Raw genomic sequence first — 21,538 nt, forward strand, 5'->3', positions numbered from 1 at the left:
TCAGCCGTGCCTCTGACGAGATGCCCACAGGCCGTTGAGGATGGTCCACAGCGTCATGAAGCCGACGAAGAACAGCACAGCGCGCAATTCCAGCACGCCGCGCTGCGCAGCCTCAAAATGCGACAGGAATGAGAATTGGGCCACCAGGTCGGCAAGGCCCGCGCCGAACAGGCTCTTCACACCGGACAAGACGAGAGGCCATCCAGCGGCTGTGAACACGAAGGCCACGACAACACTCATAACAAAGGCGGTGACCTGACTGCGGGTGAGAGCGGAGATAGCGGCCCCAATGGAGAGGTAGGAGCCAGCCATCAGAAGGCTGACAAAATAGGTCAGCGCGATGGCAGCATTGTCCGGATTGCCAAGATAATTGACGGTGATCCACATCGGTAGCGTCAGGACCAGCCCGACAGCCGCGACGGTCCATGCGGCGCAGAGCTTTCCCAGCACCAGGCCCGGCATGCCGAGGGGCAGGGAAAGCAGCAGCTCGTCGGTTCCGGCACTGGTTTCATCTGCCCAGAGGCGCATGGCGAGCGCTGGCAGGAAGATCATGTAGATCCAGGGATGCCAGACGAAGAACGGGGACAGGTCTGCAGTGCCTGTATCGAAGAAGCGGGCGGCCTCCCATGTGAACATGCCAATAGAGAGCAGGAACACGGCGAGGAAAACATAGGCCATAGGTGTTGCGAAGTATGCGCCAAGCTCGCGCCGGAAGGTCGGCAGGAAACTGTCGAATTGTTGACGGAACCGGTTCATGCGGATTCGGCCTCTGCCTGGTCGGTTAGCCGCGTAAACGCGCTTTCAAGCGTGCCATCTGCAGATTGCTTCAACAGGCCTTCGGGCGTCTCGTCGGCAACAATACGGCCGCGATCCACAACAATGGCGCGTGTGCACATGGCCGGAACTTCGGTCAGCGTGTGCGTGGAGATGACAATCGCCTTGCGCGGCGCCATACGCGCGATCAGGGCGCGCACAGCTCGCTTCTGGTTGGGGTCTAGGCCATCGGTGGGCTCGTCCAGCAGCAAGACGGGTGGATCATGCAGGATGGCGCCGGCCAGGCCGACACGGCGGCGATAGCCCTTGGAGAGCGATCCGATCCTTTGTCCGCAAACGGTGGAAATACGAGAGTCCGCAATGGCGCGTTCGATTGCCGATTTACGTTCGGACCGGGGGAGGGACCGAGCAGCCGCCATGAAGGCGAGGAATTCTGGTGGGGTCATGTCGTCATATAGCGGCGCGCCCTCGGGCAGGTAGCCCAAAGCGGCCTGTGCCTCGCGACGGGCTGAGACGATTGACTTTCCGTCAATCGTGGCGTCGCCGGAGTCCGGCTCCAACACACCCGCGATCATACGCATCGTGGTCGACTTTCCCGCCCCGTTCGGGCCGAGAAAACCGAGCACGGTTCCCTTTTCTACGGTGAAGGACAGGCCCTGCACGGCCCGCTTTTCACCAAAGGATTTTTCCAGCTTCTGAATGTCCAGCATTCTTCGCGACAGATCCTTTCCCGGGAGCCTCGTGATACCGTTCTTCGGCGAGTCTGGCCAGTGGCCTAACGTAGAAGCGACCCGCTCTATGCGGAGAAGCGGCGTACCTCGTCCAGCACCGCCTGCGCAGCGGCTGCCACGATCTTTCCGCCGTCTTCCACGTTCGATTGCGTGGGGTCCGATCCGATACGGCCATCCGGGAAGTCGCGGCGATATTGCACGGCATCACCAATCTTGCCGTTCGGGGCGATTTTTGGCGTCATTTCCACATCTGTGCGGGCATGATCGGGGTAGCCGTAATATGTCACCGAAACTTCCGATGCGGTGGCGTGGCTGCCATGACCGACCGGGTAGAGCTGGTTGCACAAGGACATGACGGATTTGAAATCCCACCAGTCGCGACGTTTCAAACTCAGGCCGTGACGATTGTCCTCGCCGCGCGGGTCAAAGCTGCGCCGGGCGTGAATTTCAGAGAAGGCCGCTTCAATCGTGGCGATGTTTCCTCCATGGCCGTTCAGCCAGTAGATACGCTCAAAGCCGTGCCGCATCAGGCTTTCGGTCCAGTCCGCCATTGCAGCGATCATGGTTGAGGGGCGCAACGTGATCGTGCCGGGAAAGCCGAGATGGTGCTGGGCACAGCCGACACTGAAGGTTGGGCCGACCAGCATGTCCTCCGGCGCTAGCTTTTCGGCTTCGTGGGCAATGATTTCAGGGCACAGCGCATCCGTCCCGATGAAACCATTCGGCCCGTGCTGCTCCATGGAGCCAATCGGGATGACGATGGTCTTGGACGTCTTCAGCCAGGTTTCGATGTCAGTCCAGGTCGAAACGGGAAGCAGCATGCATTCAGTCCTTTCTGGGGGCAATCCGGCGCGTGATGTGTCCCATCTTGCGGCCGGGTCGGGCGTCTCTCTTTCCATACAGGGTCAGAGTCTCATCGGCGTTCAGCTTCGTCGGGTCAACCAAGCCTTCATTACCGATCAGATTTCGCATCTCTGCGTCATGGAGGCGGCGGGTATCGCCGAGGGGCCAGCCGCAGATGGCGCGGATATGCTGTTCGAACTGGCCTGTCTGGCAGGCTTCCGGTGTCCAATGACCGGAATTGTGAACCCTTGGGGCGAACTCGTTGGCCAGAAGCGTCCCGTCTGAAAGCACAAAGAATTCAAGGGCGAGGACGCCGACATGGTCGAGGGCGTCGACCAGTTTCATGGCCTTTTCGCGGGCTTCGGTTTCAACGGCTTTGCTGAGACCGGATGGCGCGACCGACCGGGCCAGAATGCCGTCTTCATGCATGTTGCGTGGGGGTGCCCAACTCAGCGTTTGACCGGCGCTGGAACGGGCGACAATGACTGAAATTTCACACTCGAAGGGGATGGCTGCTTCCAGCACTGCTGGGGCCTCTCCAATGGCGGACCATGCCGCTTGGGCCTCGTCAGCCGCACGGACCCAAGTTTGCCCCTTGCCATCGTATCCATCGCGGCGAGTCTTCAGCACGCCCGTGCCCCCGACACGCTTCAGGGCAGGAGGAATGTCAGCTGCCGACTCAATGACTTCGTAGGGCGCTGTTGGAATGCCGATCCGGTTCAGGAATGCCTTCTCTTCGGCGCGGTCCTGCGAGATGGCGAGAGATCTGGGCCCGGGATGCAGCGCGACTCCGCATGACGCAATCAGGTCTGTTGCTTCGACCGGGATGTTCTCGAACTCGAGTGTGACGACATCGCAGGATTTTGCGAATTCACGCATTGCATCGGCGTCGAGGTAATCGGCATTCCAAGTCTTGCGCGCACCGCGCGACGCCGGGGAGTCCGTTTCCGGGCAAAAAATGTGGACATCAAAGCCAAGCTGGTTCGCGGCGCTAGCCAGCATACGGCCGAGCTGGCCGCCGCCCAGTATCCCGATGGTGCGACCGGGCGCGATCATCGTCATGCCTCTGGAGACTCGCCAATCTTGTCCGTCTGGGCCTGGCGGAACGCATCCAGCTTGTCTGCGACGACAGGATCCTGAAGGGCGATGATCGACGCAGCCAGCAGTCCGGCATTCGTCGCGCCAGCCTCACCGATGGCCAGCGTGCCGACGGGCACACCTTTCGGCATCTGGACAATGGAAAGCAGGCTATCCATGCCGGACAAGGCCCGCGACTGAACTGGCACACCAAGCACGGGAAGGGGGGTCATCGACGCGGCCATGCCGGGCAGATGGGCAGCGCCGCCAGCGCCAGCGATAATGACCTTCATGCCGCGTCCGCGCGCGGATTTTGCATACTCAACCAATCGGTCAGGTGTGCGGTGGGCGGACACGATGCGGGTTTCGTGCGTAACACCCAGTTCCTCGAGGATCTCAGCGGCCAACCTCATGATTGGCCAGTCAGACTGGCTACCCATGATAATGCCGACCTGTGGGGAATCTGTGTCCGTCATGGGAAGCCTCGCCGCTGGAAAGCGCGCAACATAAGTAAGCGGGTTGCGGCGTCAACTGCCAGCGTGTTGGCTCACGCGGCAGGAATGACTGTATCTCGGCGTAATATTTGCTTAACCTTCCGACATGGCGGACGACTTCTACACTCCAAAGGCGACGGAACGATTGGCACTGCTGAATGTGCTGGGCGTTGACCTGTCAGCATTGGATTTCAGGGCCCGCGCCGCCATTGAAGCCCTCTGTGATGAAGTGTTGGTTTTGCGCGAAGACGCAGATGAGTTGCGAGACGCGCTTGATGAGGCGGTTTCACTCGCCGACAATGACGCACTGTGTCCCGTCTTCAACCGGCGGGCCTTCGAACGAGAGATCCGGCGTGAAATCGCCCTTGCGGCGCGGTTCCGAACACCGCTTTCGATGATCTATATCGATCTCGACCACTTCAAACAGGTCAATGACGTGTTCGGGCATGCGGCGGGCGATGAGGTGCTGATCCGTATCGCGGAGCTGTTGCTGCGCCATACGCGCGAGACCGATATCGTGGGCAGACTAGGCGGGGATGAATTCGGAATCGTTTTGGCGCAGGCCAATGTGGACGACAGCCGGCTGAAGGCAGAGCAGCTCACACATGAAGTCGACCAGCTGGTGGTGCGGAGTGATGGCGATGATGCCCATCCGGGAGTCCGGATCGGCGCGTCCTGTGGTGTGGTCGAATGGCAGGTGGGCCAGAACGCTGAAAGCCTGCTGGCACTGGCCGACCAGGCGATGTTCGCCCAGAAAGCGCGCAGGAAAACCAGCCAGCAGGCAGGTAAACAATAATTCACGCGTTTGAGCGCGATTCCGGGGGCCGCCCCCCGTGACGCCCCCAACCTCTTGTGATTTACTGTTGCCGTTAAGACACAACAACTTAACAGCAAGAAGGAGACTGCCATGTCGCTTAAAGGCCGGATCAATGAGCTCGCCAACAAGCACCGCAAACTCGACGAGATTATCCACGAGGAACAGAAACGACCGTCGGCAGATGCCCTTCGATTAAAACGCCTTAAGCGCGAAAAACTGCAGATCAAGCAACAGCTTCACGTGTTGGAAGCGAGCTAGGGCCTCGAAACCTCGCCTTCATCTTTGTGCCCTAGCCTGAATTTCAGCAGGCATAAGGAAAACGCATGCGCGAGATTTTTGATCAGGAAAGAGCGATGACGCTTGGAGCCGTCAAACAGGCTACGGGCGTCCTCGCCATACTGTTCCTCATAGCCGCAGCGTTCGCTGTGCTATCAGGGTTGGGACAGATCTTCAGCGGCCATGTCTTCCATGGAATCGGACGTATCGTCGCCAGTTTGGCTGTACTCGGCTTTCTTTACATTGTCGTACGCTTGTTGGCCGAAATTCTGGCAGCGCTACACCGGCTGAACGACCGTCTGTCCGTGGTCGGAGATGACATCCGCACAAGGCGTAGCCGACCTGTCGCTGATCCAACAACAGATACCAGGGCCTAGGGGCTATGGCTCAGCCCGTCACGGTCATCCTGGGTCTCGGCCGTGAGGTTGGAGACGCTGTCGCACGTCGGTTCAGCAAGTTTGGTCATCATGTCGTCGCCGCTGACCCTTCTGATGACCGGATAGCCGCCTCACGTAACGCTGTGCCAGACGAAGTATTGCTCCATCATGGTGAGTTGCATACGCGGCTCGGTCTGCGCAACGCGCTAACCGTAGCGGTCGAGGCGTTTGGCCGAGTCGACAATCTGATCGTCATTCCGGATATTGAAGCTGCAGATTCACTGGAAGACTTCGCGCAGGAGAAATTCGACAAGGCGGTGGCCAAGGCCACACGGGGCGCGGCCTTGGCATTGAAGGTCTTTTCCGAACGGATTTCTGAGCAAGAAGACCTGCCTGAGTCTGGTGTTGAACGCATCCGCCAGAAGGGGGCCGTCACGTTCGTCCTGTCCTATTCGGCCATGGCAACCATGCCAGGACGGTTTACGGAGACGATTACCCAATCTGCCGTACTGGGTGTCATCAAGGCCGGCGCTGTGGAACTGGCTGAACAACAAATACGCGTCAACGGCATCATCGCCATCCGCCCTCGTGAAGAGCGTATTGAAAGCTGGACAACCCGGCGCACCCCCTTGGGGCGCGCAGCGATTGCTGATGAAATTGCAGATGCTGCCCGGTACCTGTCTTCTCCAGAAGCCGCCATTGTTACCGGCGAGCTGCTGAAGCTGGACGGTGGGCGCTCCAGCCTCGCCGGTATCCTCGACTAGGCGACGCTTACCAGATCGCTCAGTGTACCATTTTCCTGGCTTGTTTCGTACACAGCTACCGTTTCAACTGCATAGTCGCGGCTCAGGATGTTCGACACGGTGCGATACTCTGCGCGCGCCGTGTCTTTCGACAGGGTGACGATTGTGTAACCACGATTGAACGGATCGTGCCAATTCACTTCCGGGTTTGCGTCGGCGAATTGTTCGCCCAGATCGGGGATTCCCTTAATGTAGGCGCCTGTGCCCGGTGAAGTGATCGAGGTGCACCCGAACTCGACGCCGCGTTTGCCACCCTCGGCGTCATAGAGCGTGTTCACCCAGGCCGTGTGTGTGTCTCCTGCCAGTGTGATCAGTTTCGCATCTGCCGCAGCGGCGCCCGCGTAGAGCCGTTCGCGAGCAGCAGGGAACCCGGACCACGCATCCAGATTGAATGGCAGGCCCAGCGCTGAAAAGCCAACCATGGTCTGGACAAAGCCGTTGTCTTGCGCGGCGAGTTGTTCAGGCGTCAGAGTTTCCTGGAAATTCGGCAGTTTTGTCCGGGCCATCACGACCTGGTTGGCGAGAACCTGCCAGGCCTTGCCGCGCTCGACCGAGCTTTTGAGCTCGCCGGACAGCCAGGCTTCCTGCTCTGATCCAAGCATGGTGCGGGCTGGATCATTGATTGTCTCCAGGGTCTCGGCGACGCGTTGCATCATGACGTCCTGGTCGGTAACGCCGGTGAGCGCATCAAACCAGCTGACATCGGGTGAGCGCCCCGTCAGGCGGCTTTCCAGAGCATGGATGGTGGCGACATCGCCAAAGGTGAAACTCCGCCAGACGGCGGATGTGATTTCACCCGCAGCGGGCTCACGCAATGGAATCCACTCGAAGTAGGCTTGAATGGCAGCCTGTTTGCGATCCGACCAATCGCCTTCGCCTTCTTCTGGATTGTGATTCTGGGCGCCCGTCCGATAGGAATTGTTTGTGCTTTCATGATCATCCCATGTGCAAATCCATGGCGCGAGCGCATGTGCAGCCTGCAGGGCAGGGTCGCTCCTGTATTGCGCGTGGCGCATGCGGTAGTCGGCGAGCGTGACCATCTCCGTGATCGGATCATGAACGCGGCCAATCTCGGTCGCCACTTCAGCTCCGTAACCATCCACGCCATATTCGTACAGATAGTCACCAAGATGAAGAATGACGTCGAGGTCTTCTTCCTTCGACAACGCTTCATAGGCGTTGAAATATCCAAACTGCCAGTTTGAGCAGGAAACTACGCCCATGCGCACGGGGGCGTCCCCATGAAGCGCCGTTGTTTTCAGGCGACCTTCCGGCGAGTCGACATTGCCCGCTTCGGTCGCAACGCTGAAGGCGTAGGAATAGGCCTTGCCCGGCTTGAGCCCGGCAACGTCGACCTTCACGCAATAATCTCGCGATGCACTTGCCATAGCTGTGCCGGTGATAGGTGGGGCGGAGGGATTTTCGGGATCGGTAACGCTGTAGGAGACAGGGATCGGGCCAGTGCCGGTCTTGGGGGTGGCGCGGGTCCAGATAATGACACGATCACTGAGTGGGTCACCGGATGCGACTCCATGGAGGAACTCAACCTCGCCCGCATATGGCGCCGGCTTTGGCGCAACATTGGTAGCCGTGGTTGCGCAGGCGGCAACACTCAGGGTTCCGGTAGCAGCAGCGCCCAGCAGGCCGCGTCGAGTGATCTTGGTCATGGTTCTCTCCCGTGTTCCGAACCTCCCCTAGTCCGGTCTGTTGACAATAGCATGACGATCAGACGGAAGTTCGTCTATAAGCGCCACAATGGACACCCTGAAAATTACTGCTACTGCGGACGATACCGGCACCCGGCTTGATACTTTTCTCGCCTCAAAGGCTGAGCAATTGTCGCGCTCGCGCGTGAAAGCGTTGATTCTTGAAGGCGCGGTTACGCTCGACGGGGAGGCCGTGCTGGACCCGAAGCGCAGTGCCATCGCCGGTGCCAGCTATCTGATAAAGCTGCCGGAGCCTGTTCCTGCAACACCAGACCCGGAAGACATCCCGCTCGACGTCCTGTTTGAGGACGAGCACCTGATCCTCATCAACAAGCCATCCGGTATGGCAGTCCACCCGGCACCCGGCAGCTGGGACGGCACATTGGTCAACGCGCTGCTCCATCATTGCCGGGGACAACTCTCGGGAATTGGCGGGGTAGAGCGGCCGGGCATTGTTCACCGGATCGACAAGCTGACGACCGGCGTTCTGGTCGCGGCCAAGACCGAGGCGGCGCATCTCGGCCTGTCTGAACTGTTCCAGAAACACGATATTGAACGCAAATACCTTGCGGTGACGCGCGGCGCGCCGCGGCCATTGTCGGGTACGGTGGACATGCCGATCGCCCGGTCCACTGCAGACCGGAAGAAGATGGCGGTGGTGCGTAACCCTGAAAGCGGTGTTGGCCGCAACGCCGTCACGCACTACCGGGCACTCGAAACGTTCGGGACCAGAGACAAGGGCACTCGGCTGCCTGCAGCGGCGCTGATGGAATGCCAGCTGGAAACTGGCCGGACCCACCAGATACGGGTGCATATGGCGCATATCGGCGCACCGCTGATTGGTGATCCGGTTTATGGACGTCACAAGGGGATTACAGTCCATGGGCAAAGCGATGCGCACATTGCGGGAACCAATGCGGCGCGCGCCTTTCCCCGTCAGGCCTTGCACGCCGCTGTGCTCGGCTTTGTACATCCCATAACGAAAGAGGCGCTTCGGTTCGAAGCGCCTCTTCCAGAAGACATGTCTGAGCTGATCGATGCGCTGCGAAGCCTGCCCATCGAAAAGTAACGAGTTTAGCCGCCGTCAGAATTCAGCGCGGCTTCTGATGTTACAACCGGCTCAAAATAGAGTTTCGAGGCTTGAAGGGTGACTTTGCCGATCTTGTCTGTATCGGCCTGGATTTTCACCGGAACGGTTGCACCATTTGGCAGGGGTGCGAGCCACATGCGTAGCGGGCCGTCGATGCCTGACAGATTGTCATTGTCAGACTTGTCCTTCTTGTAGCCAGCGACCTTTTCCATCGTGATGTGACACTCGATGGCTTCACCAGACCAAGCCTTCACATCAATCTGTTTCGTGCCGGCATTTTCAAGGTGCAGATAGGTCAGCTGGCGACCATCGAACAGACGGATCGGACCGCCGCACGGGTCAGCACCTGGCGCGCGGGGCTCGAGCGCGAATGTGATGAGCGCGGTAATCGGGTCATTCGTCTTGAGGACCTGCTCAACCGTGGCCGGGGGTTCGCCCAGATTCCCGAAGACCGGATTGGCAGTCATCGAGAAATCGTCATCCGTGATTGTCAGATTGACCCGGCGGTTCTTTTTACCGTCCCGGTTCTGCGACACGTAATTATAGGTCTTCAGCTCGTCGCCGCGCGTATAGCCGGAGGCCTGCAGGTGCATGTCGTAATTCACGAACCAGTCGGCGATGCCGGTCACCTTGACGCGTGATTTGATATTGTAGGTATCGGGGCGCATCTCGACATCGAAATGGGCCCGGCCGGTTGCCGGGATGAACAGGACATAGGCTTTCGCCTCCAGTTCATAGACCATGCGTGTGGCCTCACCGGCCTTAACATTGGCAAGGACAGCGGGGGCCGCACTGCTTGGGGCCGTATCGGCAGCTGAAAAACCAGCGAGGGCGAGTCCTGCAGCAGAGGCAAGAAGGAAAGCGCGTTTCATCTGAACCAGAATCCTTTCCGGAGCACTAGGTTACAACATCCCCTATACCCCGTCTTCTCCAACACCACCTGAACAGCCATGCCCTGATCATGCCTCATTCGGATGGGGTTTGCATTCAACAAGTATGACAGCGGATGACACCTGCAACCGGAAAACTGCCGAAATGCCTGATCCTCAGAGTTGACACGGGGGCCATCTGCCCTGTAACGACGCGCCTTCGAGATCCCTATAGACCTATTCGGAGCGAGGCCATGTCCCGCGAATGTGAACTTACCGGCACCAAGCCGATGACTGGCCACAATGTGAGCCACTCGCAAATGAAAACCAAGCGGATTTTCCGCCCTAACCTCGTACAGGTTACGCTGCATTCCGATGCACTGGGCCAGAATTTCCGCATGCGCATCGCGGCGAAAGCCCTGCGCACTGTCGACAAGCTCGGCGGCCTGGATGCGTTCCTGGCGAAGGCAAAGGAAGATGCCCTGTCTTCCAAGGCCTTGAAGATCAAGCGCGACATCGAAAAGAAAGCTGTCGCCTAAGGTCTGGCCCTTTTGGGCTGATGAGATTTGAAAGCGCGCGCGGCACAGGCTGCGCGCGCTTTTTTACGTCCATAATCTGGCAGCGGGCGCCCGTGCGTGCCACACATGGTCCCGTCTTGGAGGGAATGTGATCATGCGGGTATTCGGTTTTGCACTGGCGTTGGGGGTTCTGGCAGCATGCCAGCCGGGCGGGGCTCCGCAATCTGAAACGGATGAGACGCAAGCGCTTACCGTCTTTACCGGGGGCACAATTTACACCGGGGTCGCTGACCAGCCCACCGCTGACGCGGTGGTCGTCGGGCCTGATGGCCGGATCGTTGCCATTGTGCCGCCCGCCTCGGCCGACTGGAGCGAAGACGAGGTCACGATTGTTGATCTCGGAGGCGCAGTCATGTTTCCGGGATTCACCGATGCCCATGCGCACCTGATGGGGATTGGCCAGCGGGAACTGACGCTTAACCTGGAAGGCACCGCCTCCGTAGATGAACTTGTCACCCGCACCGAGGCAGAGATCCAGGGCAAGGCTCCTGGCGAAATCCTGTTCGGGCGCGGCTGGATCGAGACCGGTTGGCCGGAAGGGCGCATGCCCTCCGCCGCAGACCTCGACGCGGTCAGTCCAGATAATCCGGTGATCTATACGCGCGCGGATGGCCATGCCCTCGTGGCCAACACGTCCGCGCTGAAGGCGGCCGGCATTTACGATCTGACCGAAGACCCTTCGGGCGGCCGGGTGGAGCGGGATGACAGCGGCAAAGCGACGGGCATTGTGATCGACAATGCGATGGGCCCTGTCTTCCAGCTGCTTGCGGCCCCAACGGAAGAAGATGTCGAGACGGCCCTGGAGGTTGGCGCCAATACCTATGCCAGCCGGGGCTGGACGGGCGTTCACAATATGAGCGTCAGCGCATCCCAGGCGCCCATCATGGCCCGCCTCGACGGGGAAGGGCGCCTGCCGCTGCGCGTTTACAATGCCTTCGACGTGGACGCCTTCGAAGTGGCGGAGTCCCGGAAGTTCGAGACTGACACAGTCACCAATCGTGCTGTGAAACTCTATATGGACGGCGCCCTTGGCAGCCGGGGCGCGCTGTTGATCGCACCCTATTCAGACCAGCCGGACACCAATGGTCTCTCCTTGCTCGATACGGAGTCGCTCCACGACTTGATGATGAAAGCCAAGGGCGCAGACGTCCAGTTGGCCATCCATGCCATTGGGGACCTTGCGAACCGGCACATTCTCGAAACCTTCGAGGCGCTGGGGAATGGCGATGAGCTACGCTGGCGGATTGAACATGCGCAGATCTTTGCGCCGCAGGATGTCGCGCGCGTCGGAGAGCTGGGCCTGATTGCCTCCATGCAGCCATCTCATGCGATTGGCGATTTGAAGTTCGCCCCCTCACGTCTCGGTCTGGACCGGTTGGCCGGCGCATATGCCTGGCAGGACATGCTGGCCGGGGGCGCCGTGGTTGCTGGCGGCTCGGACGCGCCGGTTGAAGTCGGCTCACCCCTGATCGAATTCTATGCGGCGGTGGCCCGGCAGGACCTCGACGGCAATGCGGGGGAGGGGTGGCACCCTGAACAGGCCCTCTCGCGGGACCAGGCGCTGGCCCTGTTCACGTCCGCCGCTGCCTTTGCAGCTTTCCAGGAGGATGACCTCGGCACGATCGAAGTCGGCAAGATTGCGGATTTCTCCGTCTTCGACCGGGATTTGATGACGATTCCTGCCGCTGAAATCCTTGATGCACAGGCCCGAATGACCATCATTGGCGGGGAAATCGTCTGGCAAGCTGCTGAATGAGTTGCCGCGCGGCGGACCAAACCCACATTTGACCCTATGTCACGCTTGGCGGAAGCGTCAGGTGTGATAGGTCCATCAATGCAATAGATGACGAGACGCATGCCATGACTGTGATGAGTGATACCGATGTGCTGGACGGCATGGAGCCGACCGTAGAAATCAATGTTCGCGAGGTTTTCGGCCTCGACACGGACATGGTCGTACATGGGTTCAAGACACGCACAGAATATGTGCCAGCGATTGACGAGGCCTATCGCTTCGATCCTCAGACGACAATGGCGATCCTGGCAGGATTTCAGCACAATCGCCGCGTCATGGTGCAAGGCTATCACGGCACAGGGAAATCGACCCATATCGAACAGGTGGCCGCGCGCCTGAACTGGCCGATGATCCGGGTCAATCTCGACAGCCATGTCAGCCGGATCGACATGGTCGGCAAGGATGCCATTGTCCTGAAGGATGGCGCGCAGATTACCGAATTCCGCGAAGGCATCCTGCCTTGGGCCTTGCAGCGCCCTGTGGCGATCACGTTCGACGAGTATGATGCCGGCCGGCCGGACGTGATGTTCGTGATCCAGCGCGTGCTGGAAGCTAGCGGCAAGCTGACCCTGCTCGACCAGAATCGCGTCATCGAGCCAAATCCGTATTTCCGCCTGTTCGCCACGACCAACACGGTTGGTTTGGGTGACACGACCGGCCTCTATCACGGCACACAACAGCTGAACCAGGGCCAGATGGACCGGTGGAGCATCGTGACCACGCTGAACTATCTGGAACATGATGCTGAAGTGGAGATCGTGAAGTCCAAGGCCACGGGCGTGGATGATGACACGCTCGCCAAGATGGTGACGCTGGCCGACCTGACCCGGAACGCGTTCATGAGCGGCGACCTCTCCACAGTGATGAGCCCGCGGACCGTGATCACATGGGCTGAAAACTTCGCCATCTTTGGTGATCTTGGCCATGCGTTCCGGATGACGTTCCTGAACAAGTGCGACGAGCTGGAGCGGCCTCTGGTGGCAGAAATGTACCAGCGCTGCTTCGCCGAGGAACTGCCTGAAAGCGCCCTCATGGTGAGGGTCGCCTGAGCCGGAGCCCCGCGCTAAGTCACAGCCATGTCCAAAGACACCTCTCCTCAGGAATTGTTCAAGCAGGCGCTGGCCACCACCACGAAAGCGATGAGTGCAGACCGTGATGTCGAGGTCGGCTTTGGCAATGATGTGGGCGGGGACGGTGAGACGATCACTCTGCGCACGCCGCCACAACAGCTGGAACCCCATATCGCTGCGCGCATTCGCGGCGAGGCAGATGCCATTGCCCTGCGTCGTGCGCACCACAATGCTGAGGCACATTTCGCGCATCGTCCCGGCGGGGATTTGCCCCGCAAGGTCTATGACGCGGCTGAACAGGCGCGCATCGAAAGCCTGGGCGCCAATGCCATGCGCGGTACGGCCGACAATCTCGACGCTGTCCTGGACCATCGCTGCCAGTCCGGCGAGTTCGCGATGGGCGCAGAAGACGCTGAGGCGGTGCTCGCGCCGGCGCTCGAATTTCTGCTGCGCGAGAAGCTGACCGGGCGCGCCTTGCCGGACAGCGCGAAACGCGTGGCCGATGTCTGGCGCGAACGGGTCGAAGCCGAAACTGGGGGCGCAATTGACCGTCTGATCGCGCAATTGCACGATCAACCCGGCTTTGCACGCACAGTACGCGATATGATCCGGGACCTGACCGCCTCCGATGCGCCGGGCGAAGACGTGGAAACGCAGGAACAGGACGATTCGGAACAGTCCGAAGAGAATGAACAGCCCTCTGAAGGCGATCAGGACATGGAGTCCGAAGAGCAGATGGGTTCTTCCGCCGAGCAGATGGATGCGGGCGACACCGAGGAAATGGAGGGCGAGGAATCCAATGTCAGCGTCGACATGGATGTCGACGCCGAGGCCGATGACACGCCTGATGATGATGAGGACGGGACCAAGCCGCTGCGCCCGAACTTCAAGGATGGCGATGATCGCGACCGGTTCAACTATAATGTCTTCACGCGCGAGAATGATGAAGTCGCCAATGCGCCAGACCTCTGTGACGCTGAGGAACTGACGCGGCTGCGCGCCTATCTCGATCACCAGTTACAGGGACTGCAGGGCGCGGTGTCCAAACTTGCCAACAAGCTGCAGCGACGTTTGCTGGCACAGCAGAACCGCTCCTGGAGCTTCGATCTTGAAGAGGGCGTGCTGGATACGGCCCGCCTGACGCGTGTGATCACCGACCCGACAGCGCCGCTCTCCTTCAAGCAGGAAGATGATTCGGAGTTCCGCGATACGATTGTGACGCTATTGCTGGATAATTCCGGTTCCATGCGCGGCCGGCCGATCATGGTGGCGGCGCTATGTGCGGACATTCTGGCCCGCACACTGGAGCGCTGCGGCGTGAAAACGGAGATCCTCGGCTTTACGACAAAGGCGTGGAAGGGTGGCCTTTCGCGGGAGGACTGGGTCAAGGCCGGCAAGCCCGCCGGACCGGGGCGCCTGAATGACATTCGCCATATCGTCTACAAACAAGCTGACGCCCCATGGCGCCGGGCGCGGCGCAATCTGGGTCTGATGATGCGCGAAGGTCTGCTGAAGGAAAACATCGACGGCGAGGCCTTGCTATGGGCGCACGATCGGATGCTCGGGCGACCGGAGCAGCGTAAGATCCTGATGGTGATTTCTGACGGCGCGCCGGTGGACGATTCCACACTGAACGTGAATGTCGGCAACTATCTCGAACGCCATCTGCGGCAGGTGATCGAAGAGATTGAGACCAAGAGCCCTGTGGAGCTGATCGCCATCGGCATCGGCCATGACGTGACACGTTACTACAAACGCGCCGTTACGATTGTGGACGCCGAACAGCTCGGTGGTGCGATGACGGAGCAATTGGCTAGCCTGTTCGACGAGAACGCGCCAGAGCCCAAGGCGATGGCCATTCCGCCTCTGACGAACAAGACAGTGCGCGGCGGCAGCGCCGTCTCAGGCGCCACCAGCGGCGCGCCAAGCTATGGCAAGAAAGTCGATCTCGGCCGGGCCGTGAAGGCGACGACCCTTACTGAAGTGAAGGGCCCGAAGAAGTAGGGTCAAGTGGGAAATCCGCCCGCCTTGCTGAGTGACGACGCAATCGGGTGCCCCAACACTTTTTCCAGCCAATGCGATGTCTCGATCAACTTGCTCAGGTCCAGTCCAGTTTCGAAGCCGCCGCGCTCCAGCATGTAGACCACATCCTCGGTGGCCACATTGCCTGTCGCCGCCGGGGCAAACGGACAGCCGCCAATGCCGCCACAGCTGGCATCGATGACATCGACCCCGCAATCAATGGCGGCCGCGACATTGGCGAGCGCTGCGCCACGTGTGTCGTGGAAGTGCATGCGCAAATAGACATCCGGTGCTTCCATGCGCACGCGCTCGATCCGTTTGCGGACATCCCACGGGTCGGCCACACCAATCGTGTCACCCAGCGCCAGTTCGCTGACGCCCGCGCGCTGGGCCTGCGCGGCGAGATTGCCGACCAACTTGATGTCGACTTCGCCGTCGAACGGATCCCCGAAGGCAACCGATATCGTGGCGGACAGAGGGATGCCTGCTTCAAGTACGAGCGGGGCAATCTGCAGCAGGGCGTCCGCGCTGTCCTGCGGGGTCATGCCCTGATTGCGTATGCCGAAGGCTTCCGAGGCCACGAGCACAAAATTGATCTCGTCAGCCTTGGCGTCGATCGCGCGACGAACGCCTTTTTCGTTCAGGGCCAGCGCGATATGGCGCGTCGGCTTTGATCGGTCGACGCCTGCAAAGACCGCAGCAGAATCCGCCATTTTGGGCACGGCCTTGGGGCTGACAAAGCTGCCGGATTCCATCCGCCGAACGCCGGCCTCTTCAAGCCGGGCAATGAATTCCAGCTTCTGTTCGGTCGTCAGGTCGGCCGGATCATTCTGCAGCCCGTCGCGCGGGCCGACTTCTACAATGTCGATGCGTCTTGTCATGATGCCTATGTAATGTGCATTGAGGACAAATGACAGACTCCAAACGCCCCCTGGATGGCCTGCGCGTCATCGAACTCGGACAGCTGATCGCTGGCCCCTTCTGTGGACAATTGCTCGGTGACTTCGGCGCCGAAGTCATCAAGGTCGAGGCGCCCGGCCTGCCGGACCCGGCCCGGGGCTGGGGCGCGGTGAAGAAGGATGACATTGGCCTGTTCTGGCCGATCATTGGCCGCAACAAGAAATCCCTGACGCTGAACCTTCGCGTGGAAACGGGGCAGGCGATCCTGCGGGACCTGGTGAAAACTGCTGACGTGCTGGTCGAAAATTTCCGGCCGGGCACGCTGGAGCGCTGGGGGATTGGGCCGGATGTATTGCACGAGATCAATCCCCGCCTCGTGATCACGCGCGTCTCCGGCTATGGCCAGACGGGACCGGAAAGTCACAAGGCGGGCTATGCCAGCGTCGGCGAGGCGAAGGGCGGCTTGCGCTACCTGATCGGCGAGCCGGACCGGTTGCCCGCGCGAGCCGGCGTCTCCCTCGGCGACACGATGACCGGCACCTTCGCGGCGCTCGGCACGATGATGGCGCTGTTTGCCCGCGAGAAATCGGGGAAGGGGCAGGTGGTCGATGCGGCAATCTACGAAACCGTCATGGCCTTCATGGAGAGCCTGATCCCCGAATACGCCCTGATGGGGCATACGCGCGAGCGCAGCGGACCGATCCTGCCGCGGATTGCGCCGTCGGGCGTGTATCCATGCAGCGATGGCATGGTCATCATCGGCGCCAATCAGGACTCCCTGTTCCGCCGCCTCTCGGCCATGTGCGGAACGAAATGGTCTGACGATGCACGCTACGCAACGCATGATGCACGCGGCGAGAACCAGTTGGAACTGGATGAAATGATCTCGAACTGGACGAAACAGCGCACAATGGCAGATGTGCTGGCAACTTGCGAAGGGAATGGCATTCCCTGTGGGCCGGTGAACCGCGCCAAGGAGATGCTGGAAGATGCACATATTGCGGCGCGCAATGCCATCATCCGCGTGGCCCATCCGGTTCTGGGCGACGTACCGATGCAGGGCGTCTTTCCTAAACTGTCCGATACGCCCGGCGGGGTGGAAGAAACGTCTCCAAGCCTGAGTGAGCACACAGAAAGCATCCTTGCAGGCCTTGGATTCAGCGCGGACCAGCAGGCGGCGCTGCGCGCGCAGGGCGTCATCTAGCGCGAATCTTGACTGGCTCACCGGCGTCATTTCGATTAAGCCGCCCTCATGACCGATTATCCCGATCCCCTTTCTGGCAGTGCGCAGGACGAGACGCTTGAGCTGCGCCCGAAATTCAATGCGGACGGCCTGGTTGCCGCCATCGCGCAGGATGCCGGAACTGGCGAAGTGCTGATGCTCGCCTGGATGAATGCCGACGCGCTTGCGGCGACGATCGAGACCGGGCGGGCAACCTACTGGTCCCGTTCGCGCGGAGCGCTATGGGTCAAAGGTGAAACGTCCGGGCATGTTCAGGACGTCATCGAGATCCGTATTGATTGCGATCAGGATGCTATCCTGCTGAAGGTCAACCAGACAGGCGGTGCCTGCCATACAGGGCGACCCAGCTGTTTCTACAGGATTTTGTCTCCAGATGGACGCAGTCTGTCTGTTGCCAACAACTGATACTTGAGATTGAATTTGTTGGAAGACAGAAGGGGGCCTCTGGCATGCGTCTTATCACTATAACTGCGGCAGTATCCGCACTGGCACTCGCGAGCGCATGCGGGTCAGAATCGCCTGCATCTACCGAGGCAACATTAGAATCGCCACCCGAAACACAGCAGGAAGCGGCGCTGGAAGTCGATGTGCTGGATTGCGGAACGATTGAAGTGTCTGACCTCGACGCGTTTTCGTCTGCCGGCGACTATGCCGGTGAGACTGACACGTTCACCGATTCCTGTTTCCTCGTGAGGCATCCTGATGGCAACTTGCTCTGGGATCTTGGTTTGCCAGGAGTGCTGGCTATTGCGGGCCCGCAAACGCAGCAGATCTTCACGGTTTCGCTCGAGCAGACAATTACCGAACAATTGGCAGATAGGGGGATGTCCCCAGACGATGTCGACTACGTGTCCATCTCTCACAGCCACTTCGATCATATCGGCCAGGCCGATCAGGTCGCGGGCTCGACTTGGCTGGTGAGCCAGAAAGAACTCGACGCCATGTTCGGGGAAGGGGCCGAAATTGCCCAGGAGCAGCAGGCGCTGTTTTCATTGTTCGCCCCCATGGAGCAGAAAGTCTTCGAAGACGAACTTGATGTTTTTGGTGATGGGAGCGTTGTGATTTTCGAGACGCCCGGACACACGCCGGGCCATACATCCCTGCAATTGATGATGCCGGAAACCGGCCCGGTCCTGTTGACCGGGGACCTCTACCATCGCGCTGAAAGCCGCGAGCTGAAGCGCGTTCCCCGCTTCAACTCCGATGAGGCCATGACCGTGTCGTCAATGGAGGCATTTGAGGCGCGTGCGGATGCCCTGGGCGCAAAGGTCATCATCCAGCATGAACCTGCGGACATTGACCCCCTCGAAGGTAAAATTCGGTGAGATTTCGTTTGAAGTCGTTTCCAATCGTTGCGGCCATCGTAATGTTGGCGTCGTGCTCAACTGCGACCAATTCATACTCGGCGCTGGACCAGCCCAATTCGGGGTGGTCGCTGGTTTTCCGGGACGAATTCAACGGACACGGAAAGCCTGATCCTGAAAAATGGATATCGCAGGAGTATAATCGCAAGAAAAATCCTGACGGCCCGGATGGCTGGTGGCTCAAGGATAATGTCAGTCTGACAGGATGGGGCCAACTCGAAATCAGCGCGACGCAAATTCCGAATCGCAATCCTGAAGAGGATGACGATCCCTATGACTACGCATCCGGCATGGTTTCCACCGAAGGCAAGTTCGAAACGACGTTCGGCAGGTATGAAGCCCGCATAAAATTGCCACAGGATCCGGGCTGGTGGCTTGCCTTCTGGCTGTTCGCGGATGAGGTCCACCGAGTGGATGGATCGGGAGAGGATGGAACCGAGATCGACATCGTTGAAGCGTTTGGCTGGACTGACAAGATCAGCTATGCGCTTCACTGGGATGGGTACGGAAAACGCCACAAGACCAAGAACAAGCGCGAGTTCCACCCGGGAATTCGGAGTGGGTGGCACGTCTTCGCGCTGGAATGGACTGAAACCGAATATACATGGTTCGTGGACGGAGAGCAGGTCTGGCAAAGCGCTGCGGGCGGCGTGTCGAAAGTGCCCTTATGGGTGAAGCTATCCGGCGAGATAAGCACGCAGTCGACAGTGGCCCACAAATGGTGGTCCAACGTGCCGGATAACAAACGCTTACCTGATCGTTTCCTGGTCGACTGGGTCCGGGTGTACGAACGAGAAGCGCCGTAGGGTGCGGGGCACCCTACGGATTCCTTTTAGTTTCCGCTTTCGATCAGGCGACGGGCAATAACCATGGCCTGAACTTCGCCAGCGCCTTCGAAAATGTTCAGAATACGAGCATCTTGCAAGATGCGGCTGATTGGGTATTCCAGCGCAAATCCGTTTCCGCCATGAATCTGCAGGGCGTTGTCAGCTGCAGCCCAGGCGATCCGTGCGGCAAGCAGTTTCGCCATGCCGGCTTCAAGGTCGCAGCGCTTTCCGCCATCCTTCTGGCGCGCCGAGAAATATGTCAGCTGGCGAACACCCACCAGTTCTGCGGCCATCATGACAAGCTTGTTTGAAACGCGCGGGAAGTCGAAGATCTGTTTGCCAAACTGGTTGCGATCCAGCGCATATTGAAGACCGGTTTCAAACGCATTTTGCGCAACGCCAATGGCGCGGGCCGCAGTCTGGATGCGAGCGCTTTCAAAGGTCGCCATCAGGTGCTTGAAGCCTTGGCCTTCGACACCGCCAAGCAGGTTCTCGGACTTCACCTTGAAATCATCGAATCCGATTTCGTATTCCTTCATCCCGCGATAGCCGAGGACTTCGATCTCGCCGCCGGTCATGCCGTCAGCAGGGAAGGGGGTGTCGTCTGTTCCGCGCGGCTTCTCCGCAAGCAGCATGGAGAGACCAGAGAAATTGTTTGTGGCGGGATCAGTCCGGGCCAGCAGTGTCATCAGATCGGCTCGCACGGGATGCGTGATCCATGTCTTGTTGCCTGTGACACTGTAATGAGAGCCGTCGTCGGACTTCACGGCGCGTGTCCGCAGCGAGCCAAGGTCAGAGCCGGTATTCGGTTCAGTGAAGACGGCCGTTGGCAGGATTTCTCCGCTGGCTATTTGCGGCAACCAATGGGTCTTCTGGTCGTCCGTTCCGCCAATCAGGATCAGCTCCGCCGCGATCTCTGACCGGGTGCCGAGAGAGCCGGTGCCGATGTATCCCCGAGACAGTTCCTCTGAGACTACGCACATGGCAATCTTGCCCATGCCAAACCCGCCAAACTCTTCAGGGATGGTCAGGCCAAACACACCAAGCTCGGCCATTTCATTGACGACCTCCATCGGAATGTACTCATTGTTCAAGTGCCACTCATGGGCATGGGGTTTGATCTTGTCGGACGCGTATTTGGAAAATTGTTCGCGAACCATCGACATGGTTTCGTCCAGACCGGTTTCTTCAACCGTGTTCCGGCTTAGGGCGTCAGGTAGGCATTCAGCCGCAGCAGCCATCACAGCAGGGGTTTTTCCATCAATAATCAGCTGCTGGACCACCGGCGTCGCGAACAGGGCATCAGCTTCCGCAACGATGCCCAATTCGTGAGGGCGGATCACTTCGCCCTGATTCATGGGTACCCCACCAATCAGTTGAGCGCAGTATTCGCTAAAGAGAATTTGCGTCAGGAGCGCTTCGGTCGTGCTGAATTTGCCCTCTTGCTCCAGACGCGCGGCCCATTCGGCTGTCTGGCGTAGCGTTTCAGCATATGTGCCCAGCCAAGACAGGCCGTGGGCCATATGTTGCTGGCGTTCGAGTGCAGCCCGGTCAGGACGGCCATCCGCCTTGGTCAGCGCTTCGCGGCATTTGCCACGTGCAACGTCTACATAGGCGTCGACGGCTGCGCTCGCATCCTTGATGACGGCAACAAGGTTTGGAATTATCGCAGAATTCAGGGCCGGACCCTCAACAGCACCATCCATTCGAATTTCCTCCACTGGACTTTATTTTCGTTGAGTATAGGGCGCAGGTGGCGGCAAGTCATATATATTTTGTGCGCTGCAACAAAACGTCTCGGTTCGATGTCATGTAAAATTGAAGGATCACACCGGGTATCCTTGCGTTAACCGAAACTTCGGTTCCGGCTTTCTAAATGGCC

Annotated in this window: 22 protein-coding genes; 13 read left to right on the top strand and 9 right to left on the bottom strand. The window is 59.5% G+C overall.

All coding sequences use genetic code 11. The features are described from left to right. The 5 genes from CFA77_RS00780 to purE form a co-directional block, all read right to left on the bottom strand. Positions 1-756, bottom strand: coding sequence for an ABC transporter permease subunit (locus tag CFA77_RS00780; RefSeq protein WP_206991839.1), 756 nt, complete (start codon positions 754-756; stop codon positions 1-3). Continuing rightward, on the bottom strand, positions 753-1,484 hold the full coding sequence (locus tag CFA77_RS00785) for an ABC transporter ATP-binding protein (RefSeq protein ID WP_034817328.1): 732 nt from the start codon (positions 1,482-1,484) through the stop codon (positions 753-755). Before CFA77_RS00785 ends, CFA77_RS00780 begins: the two co-directional genes overlap by 4 nt. A gap of 86 nt (positions 1,485-1,570) precedes the next feature. Beyond that, complete coding sequence (locus CFA77_RS00790; protein ID WP_206991840.1) at positions 1,571-2,326, bottom strand: creatininase family protein; 756 nt, start codon at positions 2,324-2,326, stop codon at positions 1,571-1,573. Positions 2,327-2,330: 4 nt separating this feature from the next. Continuing rightward, a complete protein-coding gene (locus CFA77_RS00795; RefSeq protein WP_206991841.1) occupies positions 2,331-3,410 on the bottom strand; it encodes a 5-(carboxyamino)imidazole ribonucleotide synthase in 1,080 nt (359 codons plus the stop codon). Further along, positions 3,407-3,901: a 5-(carboxyamino)imidazole ribonucleotide mutase gene (gene purE, locus CFA77_RS00800; RefSeq protein ID WP_206991842.1), complete on the bottom strand. Its 495-nt coding sequence runs from the start codon at positions 3,899-3,901 to the stop codon at positions 3,407-3,409. The genes CFA77_RS00795 and purE overlap by 4 nt, the downstream gene beginning before the upstream one ends. A gap of 124 nt (positions 3,902-4,025) precedes the next feature. On the opposite strand from purE, the gene CFA77_RS00805 reads away from it, so the two are divergent. From CFA77_RS00805 to CFA77_RS00820, 4 genes are all read left to right on the top strand, one after another. Then, a complete protein-coding gene (locus CFA77_RS00805; RefSeq protein ID WP_206991843.1) occupies positions 4,026-4,715 on the top strand; it encodes a GGDEF domain-containing protein in 690 nt (229 codons plus the stop codon). Positions 4,716-4,826: 111 nt separating this feature from the next. Continuing rightward, positions 4,827-4,994 (top strand): YdcH family protein, encoded by a 168-nt coding sequence (locus CFA77_RS00810; RefSeq protein ID WP_034817340.1) that lies wholly within the window; start codon positions 4,827-4,829, stop codon positions 4,992-4,994. Positions 4,995-5,059: 65 nt separating this feature from the next. After that, positions 5,060-5,389 (top strand): hypothetical protein, encoded by a 330-nt coding sequence (locus CFA77_RS00815; protein WP_206991844.1) that lies wholly within the window; start codon positions 5,060-5,062, stop codon positions 5,387-5,389. A gap of 5 nt (positions 5,390-5,394) precedes the next feature. Then, positions 5,395-6,153, top strand: coding sequence for an SDR family oxidoreductase (locus tag CFA77_RS00820; protein ID WP_206991845.1), 759 nt, complete (start codon positions 5,395-5,397; stop codon positions 6,151-6,153). Here the strand turns inward: CFA77_RS00820 and CFA77_RS00825 are convergent. Continuing rightward, positions 6,150-7,859, bottom strand: a complete 1,710-nt coding sequence (locus CFA77_RS00825; RefSeq protein WP_206991846.1) for an alkaline phosphatase — start codon at positions 7,857-7,859, stop codon at positions 6,150-6,152. The two genes, CFA77_RS00820 and CFA77_RS00825, sit on opposite strands and share 4 nt — an antisense overlap. Before the next feature lie 88 nt (positions 7,860-7,947). On the opposite strand from CFA77_RS00825, the gene CFA77_RS00830 reads away from it, so the two are divergent. Next, on the top strand, positions 7,948-8,967 hold the full coding sequence (locus tag CFA77_RS00830; RefSeq protein WP_206991847.1) for an RluA family pseudouridine synthase: 1,020 nt from the start codon (positions 7,948-7,950) through the stop codon (positions 8,965-8,967). 5 nt (positions 8,968-8,972) lie between these two features. Here CFA77_RS00830 and CFA77_RS00835 read toward each other — a convergent pair whose 3' ends face one another. Next, positions 8,973-9,860 carry a DUF3108 domain-containing protein gene (locus CFA77_RS00835; RefSeq protein WP_206991848.1) on the bottom strand — a complete coding sequence of 296 codons (888 nt, stop codon included), beginning with the start codon at positions 9,858-9,860 and terminating at the stop codon, positions 8,973-8,975. Positions 9,861-10,111: 251 nt separating this feature from the next. Here CFA77_RS00835 and rpmB point away from each other — a divergent pair, with 251 nt between their 5' ends. From rpmB to cobT, 4 genes are all read left to right on the top strand, one after another. Then, positions 10,112-10,396, top strand: a complete 285-nt coding sequence (gene rpmB / locus CFA77_RS00840; RefSeq protein WP_034817354.1) for a 50S ribosomal protein L28 — start codon at positions 10,112-10,114, stop codon at positions 10,394-10,396. Positions 10,397-10,529: 133 nt separating this feature from the next. Next, complete coding sequence (locus tag CFA77_RS00845) at positions 10,530-12,191, top strand: amidohydrolase (RefSeq protein WP_206991849.1); 1,662 nt, start codon at positions 10,530-10,532, stop codon at positions 12,189-12,191. A 104-nt stretch (positions 12,192-12,295) separates the two neighbouring features. Next, the gene (gene cobS / locus CFA77_RS00850) at positions 12,296-13,279 is read left to right on the top strand and encodes a cobaltochelatase subunit CobS (protein WP_198019831.1); all 984 of its coding nucleotides are present in this window, start codon (positions 12,296-12,298) and stop codon (positions 13,277-13,279) included. A 27-nt stretch (positions 13,280-13,306) separates the two neighbouring features. Further along, entirely contained in the window at positions 13,307-15,304 is a 1,998-nt protein-coding gene (cobT, locus tag CFA77_RS00855) for a cobaltochelatase subunit CobT (protein ID WP_206991850.1), read from the top strand. A 2-nt stretch (positions 15,305-15,306) separates the two neighbouring features. On the opposite strand, the gene CFA77_RS00860 is transcribed toward cobT, so the two are convergent. Beyond that, positions 15,307-16,203 carry a hydroxymethylglutaryl-CoA lyase gene (locus CFA77_RS00860; RefSeq protein WP_206991851.1) on the bottom strand — a complete coding sequence of 299 codons (897 nt, stop codon included), beginning with the start codon at positions 16,201-16,203 and terminating at the stop codon, positions 15,307-15,309. Between the two features lie 29 nt (positions 16,204-16,232). On the opposite strand from CFA77_RS00860, the gene CFA77_RS00865 reads away from it, so the two are divergent. The 4 genes from CFA77_RS00865 to CFA77_RS00880 are packed head-to-tail and all read left to right on the top strand — an operon-like array spanning position 16,233 to position 19,635. Further along, positions 16,233-17,426: a CaiB/BaiF CoA-transferase family protein gene (locus tag CFA77_RS00865; protein ID WP_206991852.1), complete on the top strand. Its 1,194-nt coding sequence runs from the start codon at positions 16,233-16,235 to the stop codon at positions 17,424-17,426. A 48-nt stretch (positions 17,427-17,474) separates the two neighbouring features. Continuing rightward, entirely contained in the window at positions 17,475-17,870 is a 396-nt protein-coding gene (hisI, locus tag CFA77_RS00870; RefSeq protein WP_206991853.1) for a phosphoribosyl-AMP cyclohydrolase, read from the top strand. Between the two features lie 44 nt (positions 17,871-17,914). Then, positions 17,915-18,790 carry an N-acyl homoserine lactonase family protein gene (locus CFA77_RS00875; protein WP_206991854.1) on the top strand — a complete coding sequence of 292 codons (876 nt, stop codon included), beginning with the start codon at positions 17,915-17,917 and terminating at the stop codon, positions 18,788-18,790. A gap of 8 nt (positions 18,791-18,798) precedes the next feature. Then, positions 18,799-19,635 (top strand): family 16 glycosylhydrolase, encoded by an 837-nt coding sequence (locus tag CFA77_RS00880; RefSeq protein WP_206991855.1) that lies wholly within the window; start codon positions 18,799-18,801, stop codon positions 19,633-19,635. A 26-nt stretch (positions 19,636-19,661) separates the two neighbouring features. Here the strand turns inward: CFA77_RS00880 and CFA77_RS00885 are convergent, their stop codons facing one another. Beyond that, the gene (locus CFA77_RS00885) at positions 19,662-21,362 is read right to left on the bottom strand and encodes an acyl-CoA dehydrogenase family protein (protein WP_206991856.1); all 1,701 of its coding nucleotides are present in this window, start codon (positions 21,360-21,362) and stop codon (positions 19,662-19,664) included. Positions 21,363-21,538 lie beyond the last annotated feature (176 nt).

Origin of the sequence: Hyphomonas sp. KY3 (assembly GCF_017309975.1) — a bacterium.
Classification (GTDB): Bacteria; Pseudomonadota; Alphaproteobacteria; order Caulobacterales; family Hyphomonadaceae; genus Hyphomonas.

Bases quoted from the DNA above. Each gene is read 5' to 3' on its own strand.
- CFA77_RS00885 (WP_206991856.1), bottom strand. From the start codon at position 21,362: ATGGATGGTGCTGTTGAGGGTCCGGCCCTGAATTCTGCGATAATTCCA.
- CFA77_RS00860 (WP_206991851.1), bottom strand. From the start codon at position 16,203: ATGACAAGACGCATCGACATTGTAGAAGTCGGCCCGCGCGACGGGCTG.
- CFA77_RS00810 (WP_034817340.1), top strand. From the start codon at position 4,827: ATGTCGCTTAAAGGCCGGATCAATGAGCTCGCCAACAAGCACCGCAAA.
- CFA77_RS00845 (WP_206991849.1), top strand. From the start codon at position 10,530: ATGCGGGTATTCGGTTTTGCACTGGCGTTGGGGGTTCTGGCAGCATGC.
- CFA77_RS00780 (WP_206991839.1), bottom strand. From the start codon at position 756: ATGAACCGGTTCCGTCAACAATTCGACAGTTTCCTGCCGACCTTCCGG.
- CFA77_RS00825 (WP_206991846.1), bottom strand. From the start codon at position 7,859: ATGACCAAGATCACTCGACGCGGCCTGCTGGGCGCTGCTGCTACCGGA.
- CFA77_RS00820 (WP_206991845.1), top strand. From the start codon at position 5,395: ATGGCTCAGCCCGTCACGGTCATCCTGGGTCTCGGCCGTGAGGTTGGA.
- CFA77_RS00795 (WP_206991841.1), bottom strand. From the start codon at position 3,410: ATGACGATGATCGCGCCCGGTCGCACCATCGGGATACTGGGCGGCGGC.
- rpmB (WP_034817354.1), top strand. From the start codon at position 10,112: ATGTCCCGCGAATGTGAACTTACCGGCACCAAGCCGATGACTGGCCAC.
- CFA77_RS00875 (WP_206991854.1), top strand. From the start codon at position 17,915: ATGCGTCTTATCACTATAACTGCGGCAGTATCCGCACTGGCACTCGCG.
- CFA77_RS00830 (WP_206991847.1), top strand. From the start codon at position 7,948: ATGGACACCCTGAAAATTACTGCTACTGCGGACGATACCGGCACCCGG.
- purE (WP_206991842.1), bottom strand. From the start codon at position 3,901: ATGACGGACACAGATTCCCCACAGGTCGGCATTATCATGGGTAGCCAG.
- cobS (WP_198019831.1), top strand. From the start codon at position 12,296: ATGACTGTGATGAGTGATACCGATGTGCTGGACGGCATGGAGCCGACC.
- hisI (WP_206991853.1), top strand. From the start codon at position 17,475: ATGACCGATTATCCCGATCCCCTTTCTGGCAGTGCGCAGGACGAGACG.
- CFA77_RS00815 (WP_206991844.1), top strand. From the start codon at position 5,060: ATGCGCGAGATTTTTGATCAGGAAAGAGCGATGACGCTTGGAGCCGTC.
- CFA77_RS00865 (WP_206991852.1), top strand. From the start codon at position 16,233: ATGACAGACTCCAAACGCCCCCTGGATGGCCTGCGCGTCATCGAACTC.
- CFA77_RS00790 (WP_206991840.1), bottom strand. From the start codon at position 2,326: ATGCTGCTTCCCGTTTCGACCTGGACTGACATCGAAACCTGGCTGAAG.
- cobT (WP_206991850.1), top strand. From the start codon at position 13,307: ATGTCCAAAGACACCTCTCCTCAGGAATTGTTCAAGCAGGCGCTGGCC.
- CFA77_RS00805 (WP_206991843.1), top strand. From the start codon at position 4,026: ATGGCGGACGACTTCTACACTCCAAAGGCGACGGAACGATTGGCACTG.
- CFA77_RS00835 (WP_206991848.1), bottom strand. From the start codon at position 9,860: ATGAAACGCGCTTTCCTTCTTGCCTCTGCTGCAGGACTCGCCCTCGCT.
- CFA77_RS00785 (WP_034817328.1), bottom strand. From the start codon at position 1,484: ATGCTGGACATTCAGAAGCTGGAAAAATCCTTTGGTGAAAAGCGGGCC.